The organism is Frigoribacterium sp. NPDC087798 (assembly GCF_044742985.1).
Lineage (GTDB): Bacteria > Actinomycetota > Actinomycetes > Actinomycetales > Microbacteriaceae > Frigoribacterium.
This window is the reverse complement of record NZ_JBIUVP010000001.1, coordinates 902,896-925,676: the sequence shown is the minus strand read 5'-3', so window position 1 is coordinate 925,676 and position 22,781 is coordinate 902,896. Positions and strand designations below refer to the sequence as shown.

18 protein-coding genes and 1 tRNA gene are annotated in these 22,781 nt (G+C 71.6%); 14 read left to right on the top strand and 5 right to left on the bottom strand.

Features of this window, described 5'->3' with window-relative positions; all coding sequences use genetic code 11:
* The first annotated feature begins 28 nt into the window (after positions 1-28).
* Positions 29-2,566, top strand: coding sequence for a DNA polymerase III subunit gamma and tau (locus tag ACIOSR_RS04285; RefSeq protein ID WP_402751913.1), 2,538 nt, complete (start codon positions 29-31; stop codon positions 2,564-2,566).
* A gap of 3 nt (positions 2,567-2,569) precedes the next feature.
* Positions 2,570-3,169 carry a recombination mediator RecR gene (gene recR / locus ACIOSR_RS04280; protein WP_043595550.1) on the top strand — a complete coding sequence of 200 codons (600 nt, stop codon included), beginning with the start codon at positions 2,570-2,572 and terminating at the stop codon, positions 3,167-3,169.
* A gap of 41 nt (positions 3,170-3,210) precedes the next feature.
* Here the strand turns inward: recR and ACIOSR_RS04275 are convergent, their stop codons facing one another.
* On the bottom strand, positions 3,211-4,020 hold the full coding sequence (locus ACIOSR_RS04275) for a DUF1206 domain-containing protein (protein ID WP_402751912.1): 810 nt from the start codon (positions 4,018-4,020) through the stop codon (positions 3,211-3,213).
* Between the two features lie 137 nt (positions 4,021-4,157).
* Between ACIOSR_RS04275 and ACIOSR_RS04270 the strand changes: the two genes are divergently transcribed.
* The 8 genes from ACIOSR_RS04270 to ACIOSR_RS04235 all read left to right on the top strand — a co-directional run bounded on the left by ACIOSR_RS04270 (position 4,158) and on the right by ACIOSR_RS04235 (position 13,412).
* Complete coding sequence (locus ACIOSR_RS04270) at positions 4,158-5,423, top strand: aspartate kinase (protein ID WP_055971466.1); 1,266 nt, start codon at positions 4,158-4,160, stop codon at positions 5,421-5,423.
* A 118-nt stretch (positions 5,424-5,541) separates the two neighbouring features.
* Positions 5,542-6,594 (top strand): aspartate-semialdehyde dehydrogenase, encoded by a 1,053-nt coding sequence (locus ACIOSR_RS04265; protein ID WP_402751911.1) that lies wholly within the window; start codon positions 5,542-5,544, stop codon positions 6,592-6,594.
* A gap of 129 nt (positions 6,595-6,723) precedes the next feature.
* A complete protein-coding gene (locus ACIOSR_RS04260; protein WP_123570488.1) occupies positions 6,724-8,205 on the top strand; it encodes a malate:quinone oxidoreductase in 1,482 nt (493 codons plus the stop codon).
* A gap of 78 nt (positions 8,206-8,283) precedes the next feature.
* Positions 8,284-9,483 (top strand): Rv2578c family radical SAM protein, encoded by a 1,200-nt coding sequence (locus ACIOSR_RS04255; RefSeq protein WP_402751910.1) that lies wholly within the window; start codon positions 8,284-8,286, stop codon positions 9,481-9,483.
* Positions 9,484-9,660: 177 nt separating this feature from the next.
* A complete protein-coding gene (locus ACIOSR_RS04250) occupies positions 9,661-10,902 on the top strand; it encodes a sensor histidine kinase (protein WP_402751909.1) in 1,242 nt (413 codons plus the stop codon).
* A complete protein-coding gene (locus tag ACIOSR_RS04245) occupies positions 10,899-12,071 on the top strand; it encodes a hypothetical protein (protein WP_402751908.1) in 1,173 nt (390 codons plus the stop codon). Before ACIOSR_RS04250 ends, ACIOSR_RS04245 begins: the two co-directional genes overlap by 4 nt.
* A complete protein-coding gene (locus ACIOSR_RS04240) occupies positions 12,058-12,807 on the top strand; it encodes a response regulator (RefSeq protein WP_082460304.1) in 750 nt (249 codons plus the stop codon). The genes ACIOSR_RS04245 and ACIOSR_RS04240 overlap by 14 nt, the downstream gene beginning before the upstream one ends.
* A complete protein-coding gene (locus tag ACIOSR_RS04235) occupies positions 12,807-13,412 on the top strand; it encodes a thymidine kinase (RefSeq protein WP_056046465.1) in 606 nt (201 codons plus the stop codon). Before ACIOSR_RS04240 ends, ACIOSR_RS04235 begins: the two co-directional genes overlap by 1 nt.
* 150 nt (positions 13,413-13,562) lie before the next feature.
* Here ACIOSR_RS04235 and ACIOSR_RS04230 read toward each other — a convergent pair.
* From ACIOSR_RS04230 to ACIOSR_RS04220, 3 genes are all read right to left on the bottom strand, one after another.
* Positions 13,563-13,639 (bottom strand) — tRNA-Pro (locus ACIOSR_RS04230).
* A 78-nt stretch (positions 13,640-13,717) separates the two neighbouring features.
* Positions 13,718-14,638: a metallophosphoesterase gene (locus ACIOSR_RS04225; protein ID WP_402751907.1), complete on the bottom strand. Its 921-nt coding sequence runs from the start codon at positions 14,636-14,638 to the stop codon at positions 13,718-13,720.
* A 44-nt stretch (positions 14,639-14,682) separates the two neighbouring features.
* Positions 14,683-17,241 carry a transglycosylase domain-containing protein gene (locus tag ACIOSR_RS04220; protein WP_402751906.1) on the bottom strand — a complete coding sequence of 853 codons (2,559 nt, stop codon included), beginning with the start codon at positions 17,239-17,241 and terminating at the stop codon, positions 14,683-14,685.
* 50 nt (positions 17,242-17,291) lie between these two features.
* Between ACIOSR_RS04220 and ACIOSR_RS04215 the strand changes: the two genes are divergently transcribed.
* Complete coding sequence (locus ACIOSR_RS04215; protein ID WP_167599048.1) at positions 17,292-17,450, top strand: hypothetical protein; 159 nt, start codon at positions 17,292-17,294, stop codon at positions 17,448-17,450.
* Positions 17,450-17,920, top strand: a complete 471-nt coding sequence (locus ACIOSR_RS04210; protein ID WP_402751905.1) for a RidA family protein — start codon at positions 17,450-17,452, stop codon at positions 17,918-17,920. Before ACIOSR_RS04215 ends, ACIOSR_RS04210 begins: the two co-directional genes overlap by 1 nt.
* Before the next feature lie 69 nt (positions 17,921-17,989).
* On the opposite strand, the gene acs is transcribed toward ACIOSR_RS04210, so the two are convergent.
* The gene (gene acs / locus ACIOSR_RS04205) at positions 17,990-19,942 is read right to left on the bottom strand and encodes an acetate--CoA ligase (RefSeq protein ID WP_056046458.1); all 1,953 of its coding nucleotides are present in this window, start codon (positions 19,940-19,942) and stop codon (positions 17,990-17,992) included.
* A 369-nt stretch (positions 19,943-20,311) separates the two neighbouring features.
* On the opposite strand from acs, the gene ACIOSR_RS04200 reads away from it, so the two are divergent.
* Positions 20,312-21,394 carry a TadA family conjugal transfer-associated ATPase gene (locus tag ACIOSR_RS04200; protein WP_402751904.1) on the top strand — a complete coding sequence of 361 codons (1,083 nt, stop codon included), beginning with the start codon at positions 20,312-20,314 and terminating at the stop codon, positions 21,392-21,394.
* Positions 21,391-22,443, top strand: coding sequence for a type II secretion system F family protein (locus ACIOSR_RS04195; protein WP_402751903.1), 1,053 nt, complete (start codon positions 21,391-21,393; stop codon positions 22,441-22,443). Before ACIOSR_RS04200 ends, ACIOSR_RS04195 begins: the two co-directional genes overlap by 4 nt.
* Positions 22,444-22,781: the final 338 nt, after the last annotated feature.

Below are 22,781 nucleotides of genomic sequence, written 5' to 3'. Positions count from 1 at the left end.
TGTCGGTCGCCCCGACTACTCTTGCTCTGTGGTCACCGCCCTGTATCGCCGTTACCGGCCAGAGAACTTCGCCGAGCTCATCGGGCAGACGCAGGTGACCGATCCGCTCCGCACGGCACTCCGCACCAACCGCGTCAACCACGCCTACCTCTTCAGCGGGCCGCGCGGTTGCGGCAAGACGACGTCCGCGCGCATCCTGGCCCGCTGCCTCAACTGTGCCCAGGGCCCGACCGACACCCCGTGCGGCGTCTGTGCGTCGTGCGTCGAGCTCTCACGCGACGGCGGCGGCTCGCTCGACGTCATCGAGATCGACGCGGCCAGCCACAACGGCGTCGACGACGCCCGCGACATCCGTGACCGGGCCGTGTTCGCCCCGGCTCGCGACCGCTTCAAGATCTTCATCCTCGACGAGGCCCACATGGTCACCCCGCAGGGCTTCAACGCCCTGCTGAAGGTCGTCGAAGAACCGCCCGAGCACGTCAAGTTCATCTTCGCGACCACCGAGCCCGACAAGGTGATCGGCACCATCCGGTCGCGCACCCACCACTATCCGTTCCGCCTCGTGCCCCCGGCCCAGATGCTCGAGTACGTCCACGAACTCTGCGAGAGCGAGTCGGTCGAGGCCGCCCCGGGCGTGCTCCCGCTCGTGGTCCGTGCCGGCGGCGGGTCGGTGCGCGACACCCTTTCGCTCCTCGACCAGCTGATGGCCGGCAGCGAGGACGGCGCCATCCAGTACGAGCGCGCCGTCGCGCTGCTCGGGTACACCCATGCATCGCTGCTCGACGACGTCGTCGAGGCGCTGGGCGCCCGTGACGGCGCCGCGGCGTTCGCTGCGGTCGACCGCGTCGTCCAGACCGGGCAAGACCCTCGGCGGTTCGTCGAAGACCTGCTCGAACGCCTGCGCGACCTCATCGTCGTCGGGGCGACCGTCGAGGGTGCCTCGGCCGTGTTGCGGGGCGTCACGGCTGACGAGCTCGACCGTCTCGTGCACCAGTCGCACGCCTTCGGCGCCGCCGAGCTGTCGCGCTCGGCCGACGTCGTGAACCGCGCTCTCACCGACATGACCGGGGCCACCTCGCCGCGGCTGCACCTCGAACTGATGATCGCGCGCGTCCTCGTCCCCGAGAGCGACCAGACCGGCCGGGGCGCCCTCGCCCGGGTCGAGCGCCTCGAACGACGCGTCGGGGTCGAGGGCTCCGGCTCCGGTCCGTCCGCCGTGCCCGGTCCGTCCGCTGCCCCGTCGACGCAGGCGGCTGCCCGGCCGGCCGAGGTCCGGACGGCGGGTCGATCGACGCCTCCCGTCGCCGCGTCGGCCCCGTCCGCGTCGGCCCCGTCCGCCTCGCCCGTCGAGGCCACGCCGTCGACCGAGGCGGCCGGTGGCCCGTCGGCCGTCGAGAGTGCGACGGCGTCCTGGGCGACGGCCGCTCCGTCGACCTCTGCCCCCCGGGCCGACCAGGCCGACTCCGCGACGCCGACCGAACCCGCGCCTCCGTCCGCACCGCACTCGGCCGCGTGGGCACAGACCCCCGACACCGGCCAGGCGTCCGGGAGCGGCGCGGCTCCCGTCACGCTCCAGCAGTTGCGTGACAGCTGGCCCGAGATCGTCGAGGTCGTCCAGAAGGCGCGGCGCACGGCCTGGATGGTCGTCGTCACGGCCACCGTCGTCGACTTCGTCGACGACGTGCTGACGCTGGCCTTCCCCAGCGCCAACGACGTCGAGAGCTTCAAGCGGCCGCAGGGCGCGGCCGAGGGTGTCAGCGAGTACCTGCGACGCGCGATCGTCGACGTCCTCGGCGTCAAGGTGAAGTACATCGCCCGTGTCGAGGGCGACGGGCCCGCGGGCCCGACCCCCACGGGTTCACCCGCCGACGCCGCCGCCCCTCCCGCCCTGTCGGGTGCGCCGCGCGAGACCGGCCGGTCGACCACACCGGCGCCCGAGGCAGGACGCCAGCCGTCCGGGCCCGCGTCTCCGGGGGCGGCGCCGTCCGAGACGGGCCGGGCCACGGCCCCCGCCGCGACGCCGTCGGCGCCCGAGGCCTCCGCGTCGCCGGCCCCGAGCCCGTCCCGGGCCCCCGCTCCGGCCGCGGCGCCCGAGACCGCCGCGCGGTCCGGTGCCGCGGCGCCCGCGTCCGCCGGGCGATCCGGCGCTCCGGCGTCCGAGGCCGCCGCGCGGTCCGGCGGCTCGACCCCCGTCACCGGGTGGGACGTCGCCCCCATCCCGCAGACCCCGCCCCCCGAGCCCGACGAACCCGAGCACATCACCGAAGAACCGCCCGGCGGCGTCCCGACGGTCGACGCCGCGCCTCCTCCGCCCGAGGTCGACGTGCCCCCGGCTCGCCCCGCCGCCGCCGCCCCGTCGCCCTCCACAGCGGACACCAGCACACCGACCGCCTCCGCCGGTGCGGGTCCGTCGGTGGCCGAGCGTCGCGCGGCGACCGGTGACCCGCGCCGGGGCATCCCCACCGGGTCGCGCTACGGCGAGGCCGTCGTGCGCGAGATCCTCGGGGCCCAGTTCATCGAAGAAGAGACGATCGCCCCCCGGGTCACGCCTCAGAGAAGCGAGTAGCGCGTGTACGAAGGCATCGTCCAAGAGCTGATCGACGAATTCGGTCGCCTCCCCGGCATCGGGCCCAAGTCGGCGCAGCGCATCGCGTTCCACATCGTGCAGAACGAATCCTTCGACACGTCACGCCTCGCCGAGCTGCTCGTCGACGTCAAGACCAAGGTGCGTTTCTGCGAGATCTGCGGCAACGTCAGCGAACAAGAGACGTGCAACATCTGCCGTGACCCGCGTCGCTCGCCCGCCACGATCTGCGTCGTCGAAGAGGCCAAGGACGTCCAGGCCATCGAGCGCACCCGCGAGTTCCGCGGTCTGTACCACGTGCTCGGCGGGGCGATCAGTCCCATCGACGGCATCGGTCCCGACGATCTGCGCATCCGCCAGTTGGTGCAGCGTCTCGCCGACGACACCGTGCAAGAGGTCATCATCGCCACCGACCCCAACCTCGAGGGCGAGGCGACCGCGACGTACCTCTCCCGGATGCTCGCGCCCTTCGGTCTCCGGGTGACGCGACTGGCCTCGGGGTTGCCCGTGGGCGGCGACCTCGAGTACGCCGACGAGGTCACGCTCGGCCGCGCCTTCGAGGGCCGCCGGCTCGTCTCCGAATGACGACCCGCGCCTCCTGAACCCGTCCGGCGCGCGCCTGCCCGTCAGAGGCGGGCGCGCCGTGCCCGCACGGCGCAGTACGCACCGTAGGCCATGAGCCCCAGGGCGACGGCCGTCAGCACCACCACGCCGAACGGGAGGGCCGCGAGGGCCTTCAGCGCGCCGTCGAGCCCCGTGGCCTCGCTCGGGTCCGAGGTGACGGCCGCGACCGCGAACAGCACGCCCACCACGCCCAGGGCGATCCCCTTGGCCACGTACCCCGTGACGCCGAGGGCGACCGTGCCCCTTCCCGCCGCACCGCCCGGCAGCGTGAGGTCCTCGCGGAACTTCTGCTTCACGCCCTTCACGACGAAGTAGGCCCCGATCGCCACGATGGCGAGCGCGACGACGACGAGGAGCACGACGCCCCCGGGTGCGGAGAGCAGCCGGGCGCTGAGCGTCTGGGTCTGCCCCGAGCTGTCCGACGACGAGCCCCGGGCGAAGGTGAAGGCCGTGAACCCGACGGCGAGGTAGGCGACGCCCTTGCCGCCCTCCTTCGCGCGCTCGGCCCAGGCGTCCTTGTCCGTCCCGCGGACGAGAGCGGCCTCCAGCAACTGGAAGAGGCCGAGGCCCCAGAGCCCGACGACGATCAGCCAGAGGAGGAAGACCCCGCCCGGGCGGGACGCGAACTGCCCGAGGGCACCGCCCTGGTCGGCCTCTCCTCCACCTCCGAACGCGACGCCGAGGGCGATCACGCCGATCACGACGTGGAGCAGGCCGTTCATGGCGAAGCCGACGCGGGCGGCGGTCGTGAGGGCGCGGCTGTCCTGGAGGCGGCTGGCGGCGCCGCGGGCCTGTTCGGTGGTGTCGGGCATCGGTCCACCGTAGGGGAGAGGCGCCGATGACGCCCCGCGACCGACGTACGTCACACGCTCTCGACACCGAATAGAATCGCCGGACGCAGGCGTGAGCCGTCCTCCGGCGCGCCCAGTCCCCCTTCTCAGGAGTCACCGTGAGCTTGATCGTGCAGAAATTCGGCGGGTCGTCCGTCGCCGATGCCGAGAGCATCAAGCGCGTCGCCAAGCGCATCGTCGAGACGCGGAAGGCCGGCAACGACGTCGTCGTGGCCGTCAGCGCGATGGGCGACACCACCGACGAACTGCTCGACCTGGCCAACGAGGTCAGCCCGCTGCCCGGCGGTCGCGAGCTCGACATGCTGCTCACCGCGGGCGAGCGCATCAGCATGGCCCTGCTCGCCATGGCGATCCGCAGCCTGGGCGTCGAGGCCCGCTCGTACACGGGCAGCCAGGCCGGCATGATCACCGACGCCCAGCACGGCAAGGCCCGCATCGTCGACGTGACGCCCGGACGGGTGCGCGACGCGCTCGACGCCGGGTACGTGGCGATCGTCGCCGGCTTCCAGGGGTTCAACCGGTCCACGGGCGACATCACGACCCTCGGTCGTGGCGGCTCCGACACGACCGCCGTCGCCCTCGCCGCGGCGCTCGACGCCGACGTGTGCGAGATCTACACCGACGTCGACGGCGTCTTCACGGCCGACCCCCGCGTCGTGCCCAAGGCCCGCAAGCTCGACCGCGTCACGAGCGAAGAGATGCTCGAGCTCGCCGCCGCCGGGTCGAAGGTGCTCTACATCCGTGCCGTCGAGTACGCCCGGCGTCACGGGGTCACCCTGCACGTCCGCTCGTCGTTCAACAACAACGAGGGCACGCTCGTCGTCAACCCGAAAGAGGGAGAGAACGTGGAAGAACCCATCATCAGCGGGGTCGCGGGCGACCTCAGCGAGGGCAAGATCACCGTCGTCGGCGTCCCCGACGTCCCGGGCAAGGCCGCCCAGATCTTCCGCACGGTCGCCAAGACCGGCGCCAACATCGACATGATCGTGCAGAACGTGTCGGCGGCGTCGACCAGCCGCACCGACATCTCGTTCACCCTGCCGAAGTCCGAGGGTGCCGTCGTGCTCCAGGCCCTCGAGTCCGACCGGGCCGAGATCGGCTTCGAGTCCCTGCAGTACGACGACCAGATCGGCAAGCTGGCCCTCGTCGGCGCGGGCATGCGCACCAACGCCGGCGTCTCGGCGCGGCTGTTCACGGCCCTCTTCGAGGCCGGAATCAACATCGAGATGATCTCGACCAGCGAGATCCGCATCTCGGTGGTCACCCGGGCCGACACCCTGAACGACGCCCTGCGCGTCGTCCACACGGCCTTCGGCCTCGACGCCGAGGTCGACGCCGTCGTCCACGGCGGCACCGGCCGCTGACGCGACCCACCACCCGAGGAGGCGCGCGCGGCCACCGCACCGCGCCTCCCGACCCGGCTCCCACCGGGCCAGGACCCGCACCACCGAACCCCGCACCACCGAACCCCAGGAGGCACCCATGGCCGAAGGACTGCGCGTCGGCGTGATCGGCGCGACCGGACAGGTCGGCAAGGTCATGCGCACGCTGCTCGACGAGCGCGACTTCCCGATCGCCGAGATCCGCTTCTTCGCCACCGCCCGGTCGGCGGGCACGACCCTGCCGTTCCGCGGTGTCGACATCGTGGTCGAGGACGTCGAGACGGCCGACCCCGCGGGTCTCGACATCGCCCTCTTCTCGGCGGGCGCGACGGGCTCGCGGGCCCACGCGCCACGGTTCGCCGGGGCCGGGGCACTGGTCATCGACAACTCGAGCGCCTGGCGCATGGACCCCGAGGTGCCCCTGGTGGTCAGCGAGGTCAACCCCCACGCCCTCCGCGAGGCGGTCAAGGGCATCGTCGCCAACCCCAACTGCACGACCATGGCGGCCATGCCCGTGCTGAAGGTGCTCGACACCGAGGCCACCCTGCAGCGCCTGATCGTCAGCACCTACCAGGCGGTGTCGGGCAGTGGACTCGCCGGCGCCGACGAGCTGCTGCAGCAGACCCGTGCCGCGATCGAGGGCGACACCATCGGCCTCGTGCACGACGGTCGCGCGGTCGACCTGCCCGAGCCGGTCACGTACGTCCGTCCCATCGCCTTCGACGTCATCCCGCTCGCGGGCAGCATCGTGGACGACGGCACGAACGAGACCGACGAAGAGAAGAAGCTGCGCAACGAGAGCCGCAAGATCCTCGAGCGCCCCGACCTGCTGGTCAGCGGCACGTGCGTCCGGGTGCCGGTCTTCACGGGGCACTCGCTCTCGATCAACGCCGAGTTCGCCTCGGACATCACGGCGGAGCGCGCGGAAGAACTCCTGCGCGACGCCCCCGGGGTGGTCCTCACCGACGTCCCGACCCCGCTCGAGGCGGCGGGAGCCGACCCCAGCTTCGTCGGCCGCATCCGGCACGACGAGGGCGTCCCCGGTCACCGTGGGCTCGCGTTCTTCATCAGCAACGACAACCTCCGCAAGGGTGCGGCGCTCAACGCCGTGCAGATCGCCGAGCTCGTCGCCGCCGAACGCGCCGTCGCCTGATCCGTCGACGCCGGTCGCCCGAGGGGCCGGTGATGCGTCGCACCCCGGTCTCTCGACATCGAGACACCGGGGTGTCGTGCTCCGGCGGCCACCCGGGGTCGCCGAGGGGGCCGGGCCTAGACTGACGTCGTGACCGATGCGAAGAAGCCCGTCGACGTAGCCCTCATCGGGGCAGGCATCATGAGTGCCACCCTCGGTGCCATGATCAAACAGCTCGAGCCGAGTTGGACGATCCAGATCTACGAGGCGCTGGGCGACGTCGCCCTCGAGTCGAGCAACCCCTGGAACAACGCGGGCACGGGCCACTCCGCCCTCTGCGAGCTCAACTACACGCCCGAGCGCTCCGACGGCACCATCGACACGTCGAGCGCCGTCAAGGTCAACGAGCAGTTCCAGGTGTCGCGGCAGTTCTGGTCGTTCCTCGTGGCCGAGGGGGCCTTGCCCCAGCCGGACGCCTTCATCAACTCGACCCCGCACATGAGCTTCGTCTGGGGCGAGAAGAACGTCGAGTACCTCCGCAAGCGCCACGAGGCCCTGCGCGAGCACCCGCTGTTCCAGGGGCTCGAGTTCAGCACCGACGCGTCCGTCATCCGGTCGTGGGCACCGGTCCTCATCCCGGGACGGGCGAAGGGGCAGCCGATCGCGGCGACGCGCATCGCCGCCGGCACGGACGTCGACTTCGGGTCCCTCACGCGCCTCCTCCTCACCTACCTGCAGGGCGAGGGGGCGATCCTCGAGGTCGACCACCGCGTCACGAACCTCACGAAGCTCGCCGACGGCACGTGGCGGGTGGCCCTCCGCAAGCAGGTCGGTGGCACGCCGACGACCGTCGACGCGCGCTTCGTCTTCGTCGGTGCCGGTGGGGGGGCGCTGCACCTGCTGCAGAAGTCGGGCATCGACGAGATCAAGGGCTTCGGCGGGTTCCCGGTCAGCGGCGAGTTCCTCCGTTGCGACGATCCCGCGATCGTCGGCAAACACCAGGCCAAGGTCTACGGCAAGGCCGCCGTCGGCTCGCCCCCGATGTCGGTGCCGCACCTCGACACGCGCGTCGTCGACGGGCAGGCCAGCCTGATGTTCGGGCCCTACGCCGGTTTCAGCCCGAAGTTCCTGAAGCACGGCTCGATGTTCGACCTCTTCGCGTCGATCCGTGCCCACAACCTCTACCCGATGATCCGGGCCGGGCTCGCCAACCTCTCGCTCGTCAAGTACCTCGTGGGGCAACTGGCGGCGAGCAAGCAGACAAAGTTCGAGGCGCTGCGCGAGTTCATGCCCGACGCCGACCCGAAGGACTGGTACCGCATCACGGCCGGTCAGCGGGTGCAGGTCATCAAGAAGGACCGCAAGAAGGGCGGGGTGCTGCAGTTCGGCACCGAGGTCATCACGGCGGGCGACGGCACCATCGCGGGCCTGCTCGGTGCGTCCCCCGGGGCGTCCACGGCCGTGCCGATCATGCTCAGCGTGCTCGAGCGGTGCTTCCCCGACCGCATCGCGGCGTGGAAGCCCCGGCTCAACGCCATGATCCCTACGTACGGCGACGACCTCTCGTCCGACGAACGCCGGGCCGCGTCGACCATCGGGGCGACCGCCGAGGCGTTGCACATCCACGCCTGACGCCTCGCCCCGGGCCTCGCGTCCCCGTGCTGCGGGCCTCGGGTTGACCCTGGTTCGAACATGTGTTCGAATGGGGGAATGCGATGGTCCGAGCAAGCGGTCGACACCGAGAACGCCTCGGCGCTGCCCGGTCTGGCGCGATTGAACAACCTGATCACCTCCGTCACGACGCCCGAGTTCGCGGGGGTGACGTTCCACGAGATGGTCGCGAAGAGTGCCCTCAACCGTGTGCCGGGTGGCGATTCGGCCCTCCCGTTCGGGTGGACGATCAATCCCTACCGGGGCTGCAGCCACGCGTGCGTGTACTGCTTCGCCCGCCCCACCCACGAGTACCTCGACCTCGACGGCGGCGACGACTTCGACCGGCAGATCGTCGTCAAGGTCAACGTCGCCGAGGTGCTCGCGCGTGAGCTGCACCGCCCCACCTGGCAGCACCACCCGGTCGCGCTCGGCACGAACACCGATCCCTACCAACGCGCCGAGGGCCGGTACCGGCTCATGCCCGGCATCATCGCCGCCCTCGCCGACTCGGGCACGCCCTTCAGCATCCTGACCAAGGGCACGTTGCTGCGGCGCGACCTCCCCCTGCTCGCCGAAGCGGCGCAGCACGTGCCCGTCGACCTGGCCATGTCGATCGCCGTCCACGACGACGACCTGCAGCAGTCGGTCGAGCCGGGCACGCCGACGACGGCGGCCCGCCTGGCCACCGTCTCCGCGGCCCGAGAGCTGGGGCTGTCCTGCTCGGTGTTCATGATGCCCGTGCTGCCGTACCTCACCGACGGCCTCGACCACCTGCACGCCGCGCTCGCCGCCGTCCGCGACTCAGGCGCGTCGAGCGTCATGTACAGCGCCCTGCACCTCAAGCCCGGGGTCAAAGAGTGGTGGTTCGCCTGGCTCGAGCGTGAGCACCCCGAACTCGTGGGCAAGTACCGTGCGCTCTACGCCCAGAACACCTACGCCCCGACGGGGTACCGCTCCTGGCTGGCCGCCCGGCTACGGCCCCTGCTGCGCGAGTACGGCCTCGAGAAGGGGCAGGCCGACCCGGCCACGGGGTCGATGCGTTCCGCCGCACTCGACGACAGCGCGCGTTCCCTCCGACTGATGGGCCTCAACGGCACCGGCGCGGCCCCTGCCGCCGGGACGGGCGGCCTGACGGGCATCCCCGACCTGACCGTCGGTGCCGGTGCCGGTGCCGGTGCCGGTGACTCCGCGGTCCCGCGCGCCCTCATCGCCCATGAACTGCCGGGTGGGGCCCGATCACAGCCGCGACTCTTCTGAGCCTCCGAGGGCCGGAGGTCATCGGCACGGGGTGTCGTGCCCCGTTCGACCAGAACGGGGCACAAGAAGAGCGGGTCTGCCTGCGCGACACCCGCACTGGCCCCACATGTCGGGGTACAGCCCAGGTCCGGCTTCTGTCATGATCTGTCCTGACCACGAACGAGCCGAGGAGGCCCCATGCTGCTCGGCCTCCCCGCCCACCTGGCGCCGACGGCGCTCGGTGACTCGGTGTCGAGGGCCTGCCACGCGATCGCGGCCACCGTCCTCGCGGCGGCGGCTGCCCTCCTGCTCACGAAACAGGCCGCCACGCCCGATCTGTTGCTCTGGCCCGCTCTGGTCTCGCTCCTCCCGATGGTCGTCCTGCTCGTCGTCGTCGAGCGCAAGCGCTCCACGACGGCCCACCTCGCCTACCTGATCGTCGGGACCGCCGCCCTCTACTGGTACGCCGTCACCCTCTTCTCGCAGGTCGCGGCGGTGCAGGCGTCGGACGCGTTCTCGCTCTCGTTGCCCAAGATCGCCCTCATCATGGTCGGCAGCACCGCCGTCGGGCCCCGCCGGGGACTCCTCTGGGCAGCGGCGGGTTACGCGGCCGGCGAGCTCGCCACGCAGCTGGCGACCTGGCACACGGGGGCCTCCCTGCGGCTCGACGTGACCGCCCTGCTGGCCTTCGTCCTGGTCGCGGTGGTGACCGGTCACGCCGAGGCGTCGCGGGGACGCGCGCGGTCGGCTCAGCCGCGGCTGCACCGGTCCGCACTCGAGCAGCAGGTGCAGGGCATCCGTGTCGACATCGAGCAGCAGGCCGCGGCCCTCGTCCACGACACGATCCTCGGGCACCTCGCGGCCGTGGCCACCGCCCGCCCCGGTCCTCTGTCGCCCGACACCGCGCGGTCGATCGCGGCCGATCTCGAGCTCCTCGTGGGGCGCGACTGGCTCTCACCGGGGTCGGTGCCCTCCGAGGCCGCCGTGACGGCCGCCGACGGCTGGGAGGCCAGCCGACTGCACGCGGCCGTCGAGCAGTCGCGATCGGGCGGCCTCGAGGTGGCCGTGACCGGCGACGTCTCGGCCGTCGGTCGCCTCGACCCCGTCACCGGGGACGCCCTCGGCCTGGCGGTCGCACAGTGCCTCGTGAACGTGAGCCGCCACAGCGGGGTCGACCGGGCCGAGCTCGTCGTCTTCGGCGACGGCACCGACCTCACCGTGATGGTGATCGACGACGGAGTCGGCTTCGACACGGCGGCGGTGGCCCCCGACCGTCTCGGACTGACGGCGTCGGTCGAGGGCCGACTCGCCCGCGTCCACGGTCACGTGCAGGTCTGGTCGTCCCCCGGCAGCGGGACGTCGATCGTCCTGCGGGTCCCGATCGCCGTGGCGGCGCCCGCGGTCCGCGACGTCGCCACCGAGGACGGGGTGCCCGCGTGACCTTCCCCGCCCCTCCTCGTGCCCTCGGGCGCGCCTCCGATCGATCACCCCAGCAGGTCGACCCCCTCGGCGCCCTGGCGGCCCGACCGATCACCTTCGGGGCGGCCCTCGCCGCCCTGCTCGTCGCCGTGGTCGGCACGCTGCTGCGGGCCTCCGACGTGTCCTCGCCGTGGGCCGCGGTCGGTGCACTCTTCGCCGTGGCCGCGGGTGGCGTCGCACTCGTCGTGTCGGCCGCCCCCTTGCGGGCACCCTTCGGGCCCCGGGCGCTCTGGTGCGTCGCCGCGGCGTGCGCGGCCGCGGGCGTCCTGTCCGCCCTGGCCACCTCCGGCAGCAATCCCTTCGTCCGGGACGACTGGGCGGGGATCGTCTCCGGGGTGCTCCTGCTCGGGGTGGCCCCGTACCGCTCGGCACGCGAGATCCTCGCTGCCGGAGGCGCCGTGGCCGTGGTCCTCGCCCTCGTGGTCCTGGTCGAGGCGCCGGGTTTCGTCACACCGGTGCCCACCGCGTCGTACGTCGTCGTCGCCCTCACCCCGTTGCTCGCCCTGACCGCCGCGTCGGCGACCTTCTCGGGGGTCTTCGTGGCCCATGTCGAGGGGTGGATCTCGCGGGCCACGGGATTCCGCAGGGCCAGCACCGACGACCTCAGGGTGACCCTCGCCCGGTCGGTCCAGCAGGACCGCGTCACCGTCCTCAACCGCGAGGTGGTGCCGTTCTTCGCGCGGCTCGTCGAATCCGGCCGGATCGTCGAGGGGGACGCCGACGAGGCCCGGCGCGTGGCCGACGCGTTGCGCGCCTCCCTGGTGGCCGACGCCGACGCGACGTGGCTGGCCCGGCGTCTCGCCGCACCCGGCCGCCGGGTGCCCGCCGAGGTCGTCGACCCCGACCGGCTCGCCGATCTCCTGGGCCCCGGGCACCGCACCGCCCTCTGGGCCCTCGTCGCGACGGTGGACGACGTCGAGGCCGCCGACGTCCGCTCGCTCCGGGTCGTGCTCGAGGCCGAGGAGGCGCGGGTCGGCATCACGATCGAGCTCGCGTCCGGGGCCTCGGCCGTCGCCGCACGACGGTCGCTCGCCCCCTGTCTGACCGTGCTGCGCCTCGTCTCGGGCGACCTGCGGGTCGATCGGGCGCCGTCGCTTCTGACACTAAGGTTTTCTTATGACCAGCACTGAGCCGAGCGGCCGCTCGTCCCACCGTCCGGGCTTCGGGAGGCCCGTCGCATCACCTTCCTGGGCCACCGTCGGCCCGGGTTCCGAGGCACCGCCCGCTCGTCGTGTCCGGCTCGCGATCCTCGACGACCACGAGGTGCTCCTCGACAGCCTCAGCAGCTGGATCAACGTCAACGCCTACGACTTCGACCTCGTCCTGACGGCGCACACCTGGCTGCAGCTGGTGCACAGCGACAACTTCCCGACCGACCTCGTCTTCCTCGACTTCCAGTTGAAAGAGCCCGTGTCGATCGAGGCCCGCGTGCGCACCTGCCGGGCCGCCGGGGCCAAGGTCGTCGTGCTGTCCAGTCTCGACACCCGCGAGTCGCGCGAGCGTGCCCTCGAGGCGGGGGCGTCGGCGTTCCTGTCGAAGACCCTGCCCATGCGCGAGGTGATGGACGCGGCCCGCCAGGTCATGGGCGTGGCCCGCGACAACTCCCCGCAGCGCGACTGGCGTCCCCTGCCGGCCGGCGCCGCGAACCAGACCCGACCCAAGCTCAGCGCCGGTGAGGCCGAGGCGTTCCGGTTGTACGTCTCGGGCTTCAGCACCAACGAGGTCGCCGCGCAGATGAACGTGCAGTACGAGACGGCGAAGACGTTCCTCCGGCGCGTCCGCGAGAAGTACGCCAAGGCCAACCGGCCGGCCAGCAAGAAGTCCGAGCTCATCCGTCGGGCCGCCGAAGACGGTTACCTGCAGTAGTGGCCAAGCTCTACTTCCGCTACGGCGCGATGAACAGCGGCAAGAGCACGGCTCTGCTGCAGGCGGCCTACAACTACGAAGAACGCGGTCAGCGGGTCCTGCTCGCCAAGCCGGGCGTCGACACCAAGGGTGACGACGCCATCGTCTCTCGGTTGGGCGTGACCCGGGCCGCGGACGTCACCTTCGCCCCCGACGACGAGGTCCGCCAGGTCTTCTCGGCCCGCCGTGACGCCGTCCGGGCCGAGACGGGTTCGAGCCTGGCCTGTCTGCTCGTCGACGAGGCGCAGTTCCTGGCGCCGCACCAGATCGACGACCTGTTGCGCATCGCGATCCTCGACGACGTCCCCGTGCTGGCTTACGGCATCCGGACGGACTTCCGCACGGTGGCCTTCCCCGGTAGCCGGCGACTGCTCGAGGTGGCCCATTCGCTCGAAGAGCTCAAGACGATCTGCCGCTGCGGTCGCAAGGCGGTCTTCACGGCGCGCACGGTCGGTGACCGCTTCGTGTTCGACGGCGACCAGGTCGCCATCGACGGTCAGCAGGTGACGTACGAGTCGCTCTGCGGTGCCTGCTATCTCGCCGAGTCCGGCGGCCGCCTCGCCTGACCGGTGTCGCCCGAGGGTGAACCGGCGAAGCGGCGAACACGAGAAGAAACCGGCCCTACCCGAAGGTGGCGCCGATTCGTGTCACCCGCAGGGCGAACCAACGAGCACAGAGAAGCAAATGGCTCCACCCGAAGGTGGAGCCATTTGTTGTGGTCGGGGTAGCGGGATTCGAACCCACGACCTCCTCGTCCCGAACGAGGCGCGCTACCAAGCTGCGCCACACCCCGATGTCTTCGCGTTCTCACGTGAAGCAACCTGACAAGAATAGCCCATGTTCGGGCCTGCTCGTGTCACTCCGGTCGTGCTCAGGCCGTCAGGGTCACGATCACGGCTTCGGGGCGGCACGAGAACCGCACGGGGGCGTAGATCGAGGTGCCCAGACCGGCCGAGATCTCGAGGTGTGCGGTCTTGCGGGCGTGGCTCCAGGTCGTCAGACCGCTGACCTTGCTGCGCGGCAGGTCGCAGTTGGTGACGAGGGCACCGTAGCCGGGCACCTGGACCTGTCCGCCGTGGGTGTGACCACCGAAGATGACGTCGGCGCCGTTGTTGACGAACGAGTTGAGCACGCGCTGGTACGGCGCATGGGTGACGCCGATGCTGATGGGCTCGGGTCCACCGTGGTCGTCCTGCCAGCCCACGTTCTCGCGGAGGTCGTCGAGGGCACCGGGGATGCGGTCGAGGCGGTCCCAGCCGCGGTGGGCGTCGTTGACCCCGAAGAGTTCGAGTCGCGAGCCTCGCATCTCGAGCGCACGGGCCCTGTTGTTCAGGTCGAGCCAGCCGAGCTGGTCGGTGAAGAACGACTGCATCCGGTCGACGTCGAGGCCGACGGGCGTGCGGTGGGCCTTGCTCGGTCCGCCGAAGTAGGCCAGGGGGTTCTTGGGGGAGGGTCCGTAGTAGTCGTTGGAGCCGTTGACGAAGACCCCGGGGATGCCCCGGAAGGGCTCGAGCGCGTACTCGAGTGCGGTGTGGGCGTCCTCGTGGCCGATGTTGTCGCCGGTGTTGACGATGAGGTCGGGTTCGAGCACGGCGAGGCCGCGGATCCATTCCTGCTTCTCGGCCTGCCAGGGTGCCAGGTGCAGGTCGGACAGGTGCAGGATCGTCAGCGTCCGGGAGCCGGGCTCGAGGACGGGCAACACCTCGTGCCGCACGGTGAACCGGTTGCGTTCGACGAACACGCCCCAGGCCAGCGCCCCGAGGCCGACGGCCGCGCCCGCTGCTGCGGTCACGGCCGTCGTCTGGAGGGCGCTCGGCCCGCCGGTGCTCCGTGGGCTCACGCGCAGTTGCCCGGGTCGTTGCCGTCCCTGTCGCCGTAGACGGTCAGCCCGATGGCCGAGTCCTTCGCGACGGACGTGTTGGCGGCAGGATTCGTCGAGGCGACCTGGCAGGCGTTCTTCCCGTCTCCGGGCGTGAACCCCGCGATGGACACCTTGGACGCGTCGAATCCGGCTCCGCCGATCGACTTGACCGCGTCGCCCACCTTCTGCCGGGTCACGTCCGGGACCGCGGCTGCGCCGCTGCCGTCGCTGGTGAAGACCTTCACGGTCGTGCCCTTGGACACGACGCTACCCACGGCGGGGTCCGAGCCGATGACCTGACCCGCGGGCAGGGCCGACGGCTGGGTGCCGCCATCCGCGTAGACCAGGGAGACGCCCCTCAGCAGCGCCTGGGCGGCCGAGGGCGTCGTGCCGGCCATGTCGGGCACGGCGACGCCCGAACCGCGGAGCACCGCGCCCGAGGCCTCGCCGAACGCGCCTCCCGGGTACACGGTGTTGTTCACGCTCTGGACGGCCTTGAAGTACTGCACGCGCTCGGTCGCGTAGCTCCTCGACCCGGCCAGGTTGGGGGAGTTGTAGCTGCGGAGGCTCTTCTTGGGGCCGTCCGCGACGCCCTGCCACACGGCCGTGGCGATCTTCGACGTCGCGCCGATGATCCAGATCTGGTCCTTGAGGTCGGTGGTGCCTGTCTTGCCGATCTCGGGGTAGCCGTCGGCCGGGAGGCCGCCGACGCCGGTGCCGTTCCGCCAGAGGCCCTGCATGGCCACCGCGGCGGCCGCGGCGACCTGGGGGTCGACGACCTGGCTGCACGACTGCGGCTGGCCGCCGAGGTCGACACCCTTGTCGTCCTTGATGTTGTCCACGATGATCGGCGAGCAGTAGACGCCGCCCGCGGCGATCCCGGCGTACGCGGTCGCCATGGTCAGCGGCGCGATCTCGTCGGCGGTGCCGAGGATCGACGACGCGAAGTCGTGCATCTCGCCCCCGTCGGCACGGTGAACGCCGAGCTTCTTCGCGACGCCGTTGATGTCGGCGATGTCGAGCTTCTCGGCCATGGCCGCGTAGGCCGTGTTCATCGACTTGGCCGTCGCGTCCGCGACGCTCATCTGGCCGGGCTGCTCGCCCGCGTCGTTCTTGGGGGCGTATTTGTTGCCCCGGCTGCCGTCGATGGTCATGTTGAACGTCCGCGGCTTGGCGTTGACGCTCTCGTAGATGCCGTGCCCCTGCTCGAGCCAGTCGATGAGGGTGAAGGGCTTGTAGGTCGAACCGGGCTGGAAGCCGATCGATCCGCCGTAGTCCCGGTCGGTGCTGTAGTTCACCGAGGTGAGGGTGCGGTCGGGGCTCGACGTCTCGGAGAACGTGGTGTTCTGTGCCATCACGACGACGCGGCCGGTACCGGCCTCGACGCTGTCGACCACGCTGCCCAGCTGGAAGTTGGCCTCGCTGGCCGGAGCGTACTTGTCGACCTGCGCCTTGGCGTTCTCGTTGAGGTCGAGGTTCAGCGTCGTGTAGACGTCGTAACCACCGGTGTTCCAGTTGGCCTGGCGTTCCTCAGGAGACGAGCCCAGGACGGCGAGGTCCTTGATGCTCTTCTTCACGTAGTCGCAGAAGTAGGCGGCCGAGGGGACCGTGACCGCGCCGCAGCCCTGCGTGGGCGCCGTGAGGACGACGTAACTCTCGACGGGCGTGGCCAGAGAGGCGTCGGCCGTCGCCTGGTCGATGTCCTTCTCGGCGAGCATCGACTTGATGATGACGTCGCGCCGGGCCTTGTTGGCCGGGTACTTCTCGGGCGTCGACATGTTGCGCGAGTCCGGGTACTGGACGATCGCGATGAGGCTCGCGGCCTCGGGGACCGTCAGGTCGGCCGCGCTCTTGTTGTAGTAGTGCTGGGCGGCGGCCTGCACGCCGTAGGTCTGGTCGCCGAAGTACGCGATGTTGAGGTACGCCAGGAGGATGTCGTCCTTGCTGTACTTCTTCTCGAGCCCGATCGCGAACTTCATCTCTTCCAGCTTGCGGTCGAGGGTCGTGGTGGTCGCCTCCTTGTAGGCGGCGTCGCGCTCGTCCGCCGTCGGCAGCTGCTGCGACTGCGCGATGCGGATGTTGCGGACGAGCTGCATCGTCAGGGTCGAGCCGCCACCGCTGGCGCCCAGCTCGCCGGCGCCCGCGGAGCCCACGGCCGCGCGCACGAGCGAGGTGACGTCGACGCCGCCGTGCTCGTAGAAGCGACGGTCCTCGCCGGCGACGACGGCGGTCTTGAGGTTCGGGCTGACCTCGTCCCACGAGAGCTCGACGCGGTTCTCGCTGTAGAGGGTCGCGAAGGGGACCTGCTGCCCGCCCTGGGTCGCGTACAGCGTGTTGCGCTGCTGCAGCTTGCCGATCTCGATGTACTCGGGGATCGACTCGAAGACGCCGATCGAACTCGAGGCCGTCATGCCGGCGACCGCGATGGCCGGCGTCACGCCGATGGTCACCAGGAGGCCGGCCAGGACGCTGAAGCCGACGAATCCGAAGAGTGCCCCGATGGCTGACGTGGGCTTCGATTTTTGGGCAGACATAGGATCAGGGTAAGCGACATCGCCGATTTTCAAGCTGAACGGAAGCCGAAATGGTCCTTTGGGAGTACACGACGACGCCCCTGCTGGTGCACAACAGCACGGCGATCCTCAACAACTGGGGCTCCGACGGATGGGAACTCGTCCAGGTGACCCAGGGGCCCGAGGGTGGTCCCGTCGCGTGGCTGAAGCGCCCCCGGCAGGACGCCTGATGACGACGGTCGACGAGCGACTGGCCGAGCTCGGTCTCGTCCTCCCTCCCGTCGCGGCACCCGAGGGCTCGTACGTCCCGGCACTCCGCACGGGGTCGCTCGTCTACACGGCGGGGCAGCTGCCGTTCGTCGACGGCCGGCTGCCGACCACGGGCAAGGTGGGTGACGGTGACGGGCTGGTCGAGCCCGCCGACGCGCAGGCGCTGGCCGCGACCTGCGTGCTCAACGCCCTGGCCGCCGCGGCGACGGTGCTCGACTCGCTCGACGACGTCGTCCGCGTCGTCAAGCTGACCGGTTTCGTCGCCTCCGACCCCGGCTTCTCCGGCCAGCCCGGGGTGATCAACGGCGCGTCCGACCTCCTCGGGCAGATCTTCGGCGAGGCCGGGCGTCACGCCCGGAGCGCCGTGGGGGTCGCGGTGCTGCCGCTCGACTCGCCGGTCGAGGTCGAACTCGTCCTCGAGGTCCGCTGACGCGCCTCCTCGTCCGGGCGTGACGACGGCCCCTCCTCTCGACGAGGAGGGGCCGTCGTCGCGCCGGGGTCAGCGCATCTCGGCGGTGATCACCGACATGACCGACGTGTCCGCCAGCGTGGTCGTGTCGCCGACCTCGCGGCCCTCCGCCACGTCCCTCAGCAGGCGGCGCATGATCTTGCCCGAGCGCGTCTTCGGCAGCTCGTCGACGAGCACCACGGTGCGCGGTCGCGCGATCGCGCCGATCTGGTGGGCGACGTGCGCGCGCAGGGTGGCCACCGCCTCCTCGGGGGTCTGCGTCGTCCTCGCCTTGTTCCGCAGGATGACGAAGGCGACCACCGCCTGACCGGTGGTCTCGTCGGCGGCACCGACGACCGCCGACTCGGCGACGATCGGGTGCGACACGAGGGCCGACTCGATCTCGGCGGTCGACAGACGGTGACCCGAGACGTTCATCACGTCGTCGACCCGGCCGAGCAGCCAGATGTCGCCGTCCTCGTCGCGGCGGGCACCGTCGCCGGCGAAGTAGCGGTCGCCGAAGCGGCTCCAGTACGTCTCGACGTAGCGGTCGGGGTCACCCCAGATGCCTCGCAGCATCGACGGCCACGGCTCGGACACGACCAGGAGGCCGCTCTCGCCGTTCGCCACCGGGGTGCCGTGGTCGTCGACCACGTCGACCGAGATGCCCGGCAGGGGGGTCTGGGCCGATCCGGGCTTGGTGGTGGTGACACCCGGCAGCGCCGAGATCATCTGCGCACCCGTCTCGGTCTGCCACCACGTGTCGACGATGGGCGTCCGGCCGGCGCCGATCACCTCGCGGAACCACAGCCAGGCCTCCGGGTTGATGGGCTCGCCGACCGACCCCAGGAGGCGCAGGGACGTCAGGTCGCGGGCCGCCGGGATCTCCCTCCCGGACTTCATGAAGCCCCGGATGGCCGTCGGCGCGGTGTAGAAGATCGTCACCCCGTACTTCTCGACGAGGTCCCACCAGCGGCCCGGTGCGGGGAAGTCGGGGGTGCCCTCGTAGAGCACCTGCGTCGCACCGTTGGCGAGCGGGCCGTAGACGACGTAGCTGTGCCCGGTGATCCAGCCGACGTCCGCCGTGCACCAGTAGACGTCGGTCTCGGGGTGCAGGTCGAAGACGACGGAGTGGCTGTAGGCGACCTGCGTGAGGTAGCCCCCGGAGGTGTGCAGGATGCCCTTGGGCTTCCCGGTCGTGCCGCTCGTGTACAAGATGAAGAGCGGGTGCTCGGCCTCGAACGGTTCGGCGACGTGTTCGGCGTCCACGGTCTCGATCGCGTCGTGCCACCAGACGTCGCGGCCGTCGGTCCAGTCGACGTCGTTGCCGCCTCGTCGGACGACGAGGACGTGCTCGACCGTCGAGTCGCCGTCCACCGCCAGGGCCTCGTCCACGGCGGCCTTGAGCGGGGAGACCGCTCCCTTGCGCCAGCCTCCGTCCGCCGTGACGACCAGGCGGGCACCGGCGTCGTCGATGCGCGCGCGCAGGCTCTCGGCGCTGAAGCCGCCGAAGACGACCGAGTGGACCGCCCCGATCCGGGCCACGGCGAGCATGGTCACCACGGCCTCCGGGATCTGCGGGAGGTAGACGACGACGCGGTCGCCCGCCTGTACGCCGAGTGACAGCAGCAGGTTCGCCGCGCGCTTGACCTCGTCGGTGAGCTCGGCGTAGGTCACCGAGCGGGCGTCGCCGGGCTCGCCCTCCCAGTGCAGCGCGACGCGATCCCCGTGCCCTGCCTCGACGTGACGATCGAGGCAGTTGTAGGCGACGTTCAGCGTTCCGTCGGCGAACCACCGGGCGAAGGGCGCGTCCGACCAGTCGAGCGTCTCGGTCGGGACCCGGTCCCACGTGAGCCGCTCGCGGGCCTGCTCGCCCCAGAAGGCGAGGCGGTCGGCGGCGGCTCGTCCGGCGAGGTCCGAGCCGGCGACGGCCGTCCGGGCGAAGTCGGCAGGCGGGGCGAAGGTGCGTCCTTCGGTGGGTCGGTCGTCGGTGCCGTCGAGCATCGGAAGTCCTCTCGCGTCGTTGCGTGAACCGCGGCTCGGAGCCGCGCCGACGACCTTACTCCGGAGGTCCCACCGGGCAAGGGCGGGCCGCGCGCGCGTGGCGGCCGGACGACGTGGTGTTCCGGAGCCGACCTGGGGTACACTTGGCGAGTCGGATTCAATTCCGACGTGCGTCGTGCTGATTCCCCCCAATCGCCCGGCGCACGTGGCGGCACCGGTTCCCCCCAACCGGTGCCGCCCCTCTCTTTTAACCCGGCGGTCGCCCGGGTGGATGGACGGCTCGTCCCCAAGGGCGTTCATCGACGATCCGTCCCCACGGTGCTCTACCGATCTGTCTGTGCCGCCCGGGCGCTCCCTACGGTCGGGACCATGTCCTCCGCGCCTCAGCTCGACACCGCCGGTCACCCGTCCCTCACCCTCCGTCACCCTCCGTCCCGCTTCACCCTGCCTCCCGTTCCGGCGCTCGGCATGGACCGGGGTACAGACGCTCGATTCGGGGTACAAGGACGCCTTGCGCGACCCGAGCGTTCCGCATTCGGGCCCCTGGGGCGCCTCCTCGACGATCCGGCCGTCACCGACGTCTTCGTGACCGGCGGCGTGGGCGTCTGGGTCGATCGCGGCGACGGGGCCGAGCCCGAGACGAGCGTCCATCTCTCCGAGGCCTCGGCTCGGCAGGTCGCGGTGCGCCTGGTCTCGCTCGGGGGACGCCACGTCGACGAGTCGAGTCCGTGCGTCGACGTGCGCCTGGGTGACGGTCTCCGGGTCCACGTCGTCCTGCCTCCGCTGGCGGTCGCGGGGACGGCGATCTCGATCCGGGTGCCCCGGGTCGAGTCGATGTCGCTCCTCGACCTCGATCGTCGGGGGTTCTTCCCCGCGGGGGCCCTCGAGGCGGTGACCGGCTGCGTGGAGCGCCGTGCCAACGTCCTGGTCAGCGGGTCGGGCGGCGCCGGCAAGACCACGTTCCTCGCCGCACTGTTGTCCGAGGCTCCCGTCTCCGACCGCATCGTCACCATCGAGGACGTCGCCGAGTTGCGGCCACGCCATCCACACGTCGTGGCGCTCGAGACGCGGCAACCCAATCTCGAGGGAGCGGGTGGAGTCGACCTGTCCCGTCTCGTCCGCGAGGCGCTGCGGATGCGACCCGACCGTCTCGTCGTGGGCGAGGTCCGGGGGCCGGAGATCCGCGACCTGCTCTCGGCCCTGAACACCGGGCACGACGGAGGCGCGGGCACGGTCCACGCCAACGGTCTGGACGACGTCCCCGCACGACTCGAGGCTCTCGGGGCACTCGCCGGGCTCGGGGTGGACGCGCTCGCCCGGCAGGCCGTCAGCGCGATCGACGCCGTGTTCCACCTCGAGCGACGCGACGGTCGTCGGAGGCTCGCCGAGATCGGCCATCTCGCCGTGACGCCCGAGGGACGCCTGGTCGCGCGGACGGGATCACGGGGGTGACCGGTGGTCCGGGCCGTCGTTCCGGGGGTCCGGGCCCCGGACGCCGGAGGACGCGGCGGTCACGACTCACGCCGGCCGCCGTCCTGGTCGAACGCCTCGCCGTCCTCATCGGTGCAGGGGTCGCGCCCGCGAGGGCCTGGGGCCACGTCGGCGCGGTCGAACCCCCGGGCGCGATCCGACGGCTCGCCGAGGCGGTCGCGCTCGACGGCGGCGACGGCGTCGCGGTGTCGACGAGCCTCGTGTCCTGGCTCGACACCCGCCCCTTCGAGGGCGCCCAGGACCCCGACGGGCACGACCGCACCTGGAGGCAGGTCGCCTGCGCCTGGCGCGTGGCCGAGACGAGCGGGGCCCCGATGGCCGATTGCCTCCACTCCCTCGTGTCGGCCCTCCGGGCGGCCGACGAGGCGCGCCGTGACGTCCAGGTCGCCCTGAGCGGGCCACGGGCGACCGCGAACGTGGTCCTCGCCCTCCCGCCGGTGGGCCTCCTCTTCTCCCTGGGGCTGGGCTTCGACACCGGTGCGGTGCTCGTCGGCACCCCGATCGGTTGGGCGTGCGTCGGCGTCGCCGGAGGACTCGTGATGGTCGCCCGTCGGTGGAACGCCCGACTCGTGCGCGGCGCCCTCCCGTCGTCGAGGGTGCCGGGCCTGCGCCCCGAACTCCTCGCCGTGGCGTTGTCCGGGGGAGCCTCGTGGTCGGCGGGCCTCGCCACCGTCGACGAGGCGATCGTCTCGTGCGGGATCGAGGCCGCGGTCACCGAGCCACCAGGAGGCGCGGGCCCGGTCGGCGAGTCCGCCGACCGGGTCGAGCGGCGTCGCAGCGAGGCGGTGCTCGACCTGTCCCGTCGTGCGGGGGCACCGGCGGGGCTGCTCCTGCGGTCCGAGGCCCGCGAGCTGCGGCTGGAGGCCCGGACGGCCGCCCAGGCCGCCGCGGGCCGCCTCGGCGTCACCCTGATGCTGCCGCTCGGCGTGTGCATCCTGCCGGCGTTCCTGGTCATCGGGGTCGTGCCGCTGGTCGTCTCGCTCGTGTCGTCCACAGCGGGTTCCTGGTGATCGGTCGTCCCCAGCACGGTGCGACGTCTGCGAGCCGTCCGCGGAATGCCGCCAGGCTCGGAACGTCACCGATGAGGTGCCGACACCCACGAGAGGAACATCATGACCGTTGCCGAGACCCCGTCGCCCGCCGTCCCCACGTCAGGCCCTCCGTCCCCAGCTCGCCGTGCCTCCCCGGCCGGCCGCCTCGCCCCGTTCGGCCGCCTCGCCTCGGTCGCGCGTCGCGTCGCCCGGGCCGACGACGGTGCCGCCACGGCCGAGTACGCGATCGTGATCATCCCGCCCCGTGCTGGGCTTTCCCGCCTTCGACTTCCGTCTTGCCGCGTAAAACCACGACC

What these genes read in the sequence shown, in the direction of transcription:
- ACIOSR_RS04275 (WP_402751912.1), bottom strand. Translation starts at nt 4,020, where the DNA reads ATGCCCGACACCACCGAACAGGCCCGCGGCGCCGCCAGCCGCCTCCAG.
- ACIOSR_RS04220 (WP_402751906.1), bottom strand. Translation starts at nt 17,241, where the DNA reads ATGTCTGCCCAAAAATCGAAGCCCACGTCAGCCATCGGGGCACTCTTC.
- ACIOSR_RS04200 (WP_402751904.1), top strand. Translation starts at nt 20,312, where the DNA reads ATGTCCTCCGCGCCTCAGCTCGACACCGCCGGTCACCCGTCCCTCACC.
- ACIOSR_RS04255 (WP_402751910.1), top strand. Translation starts at nt 8,284, where the DNA reads ATGCGATGGTCCGAGCAAGCGGTCGACACCGAGAACGCCTCGGCGCTG.
- ACIOSR_RS04215 (WP_167599048.1), top strand. Translation starts at nt 17,292, where the DNA reads ATGGTCCTTTGGGAGTACACGACGACGCCCCTGCTGGTGCACAACAGC.
- ACIOSR_RS04210 (WP_402751905.1), top strand. Translation starts at nt 17,450, where the DNA reads ATGACGACGGTCGACGAGCGACTGGCCGAGCTCGGTCTCGTCCTCCCT.
- ACIOSR_RS04240 (WP_082460304.1), top strand. Translation starts at nt 12,058, where the DNA reads ATGACCAGCACTGAGCCGAGCGGCCGCTCGTCCCACCGTCCGGGCTTC.
- acs (WP_056046458.1), bottom strand. Translation starts at nt 19,942, where the DNA reads ATGCTCGACGGCACCGACGACCGACCCACCGAAGGACGCACCTTCGCC.
- ACIOSR_RS04265 (WP_402751911.1), top strand. Translation starts at nt 5,542, where the DNA reads ATGGCCGAAGGACTGCGCGTCGGCGTGATCGGCGCGACCGGACAGGTC.
- ACIOSR_RS04250 (WP_402751909.1), top strand. Translation starts at nt 9,661, where the DNA reads ATGCTGCTCGGCCTCCCCGCCCACCTGGCGCCGACGGCGCTCGGTGAC.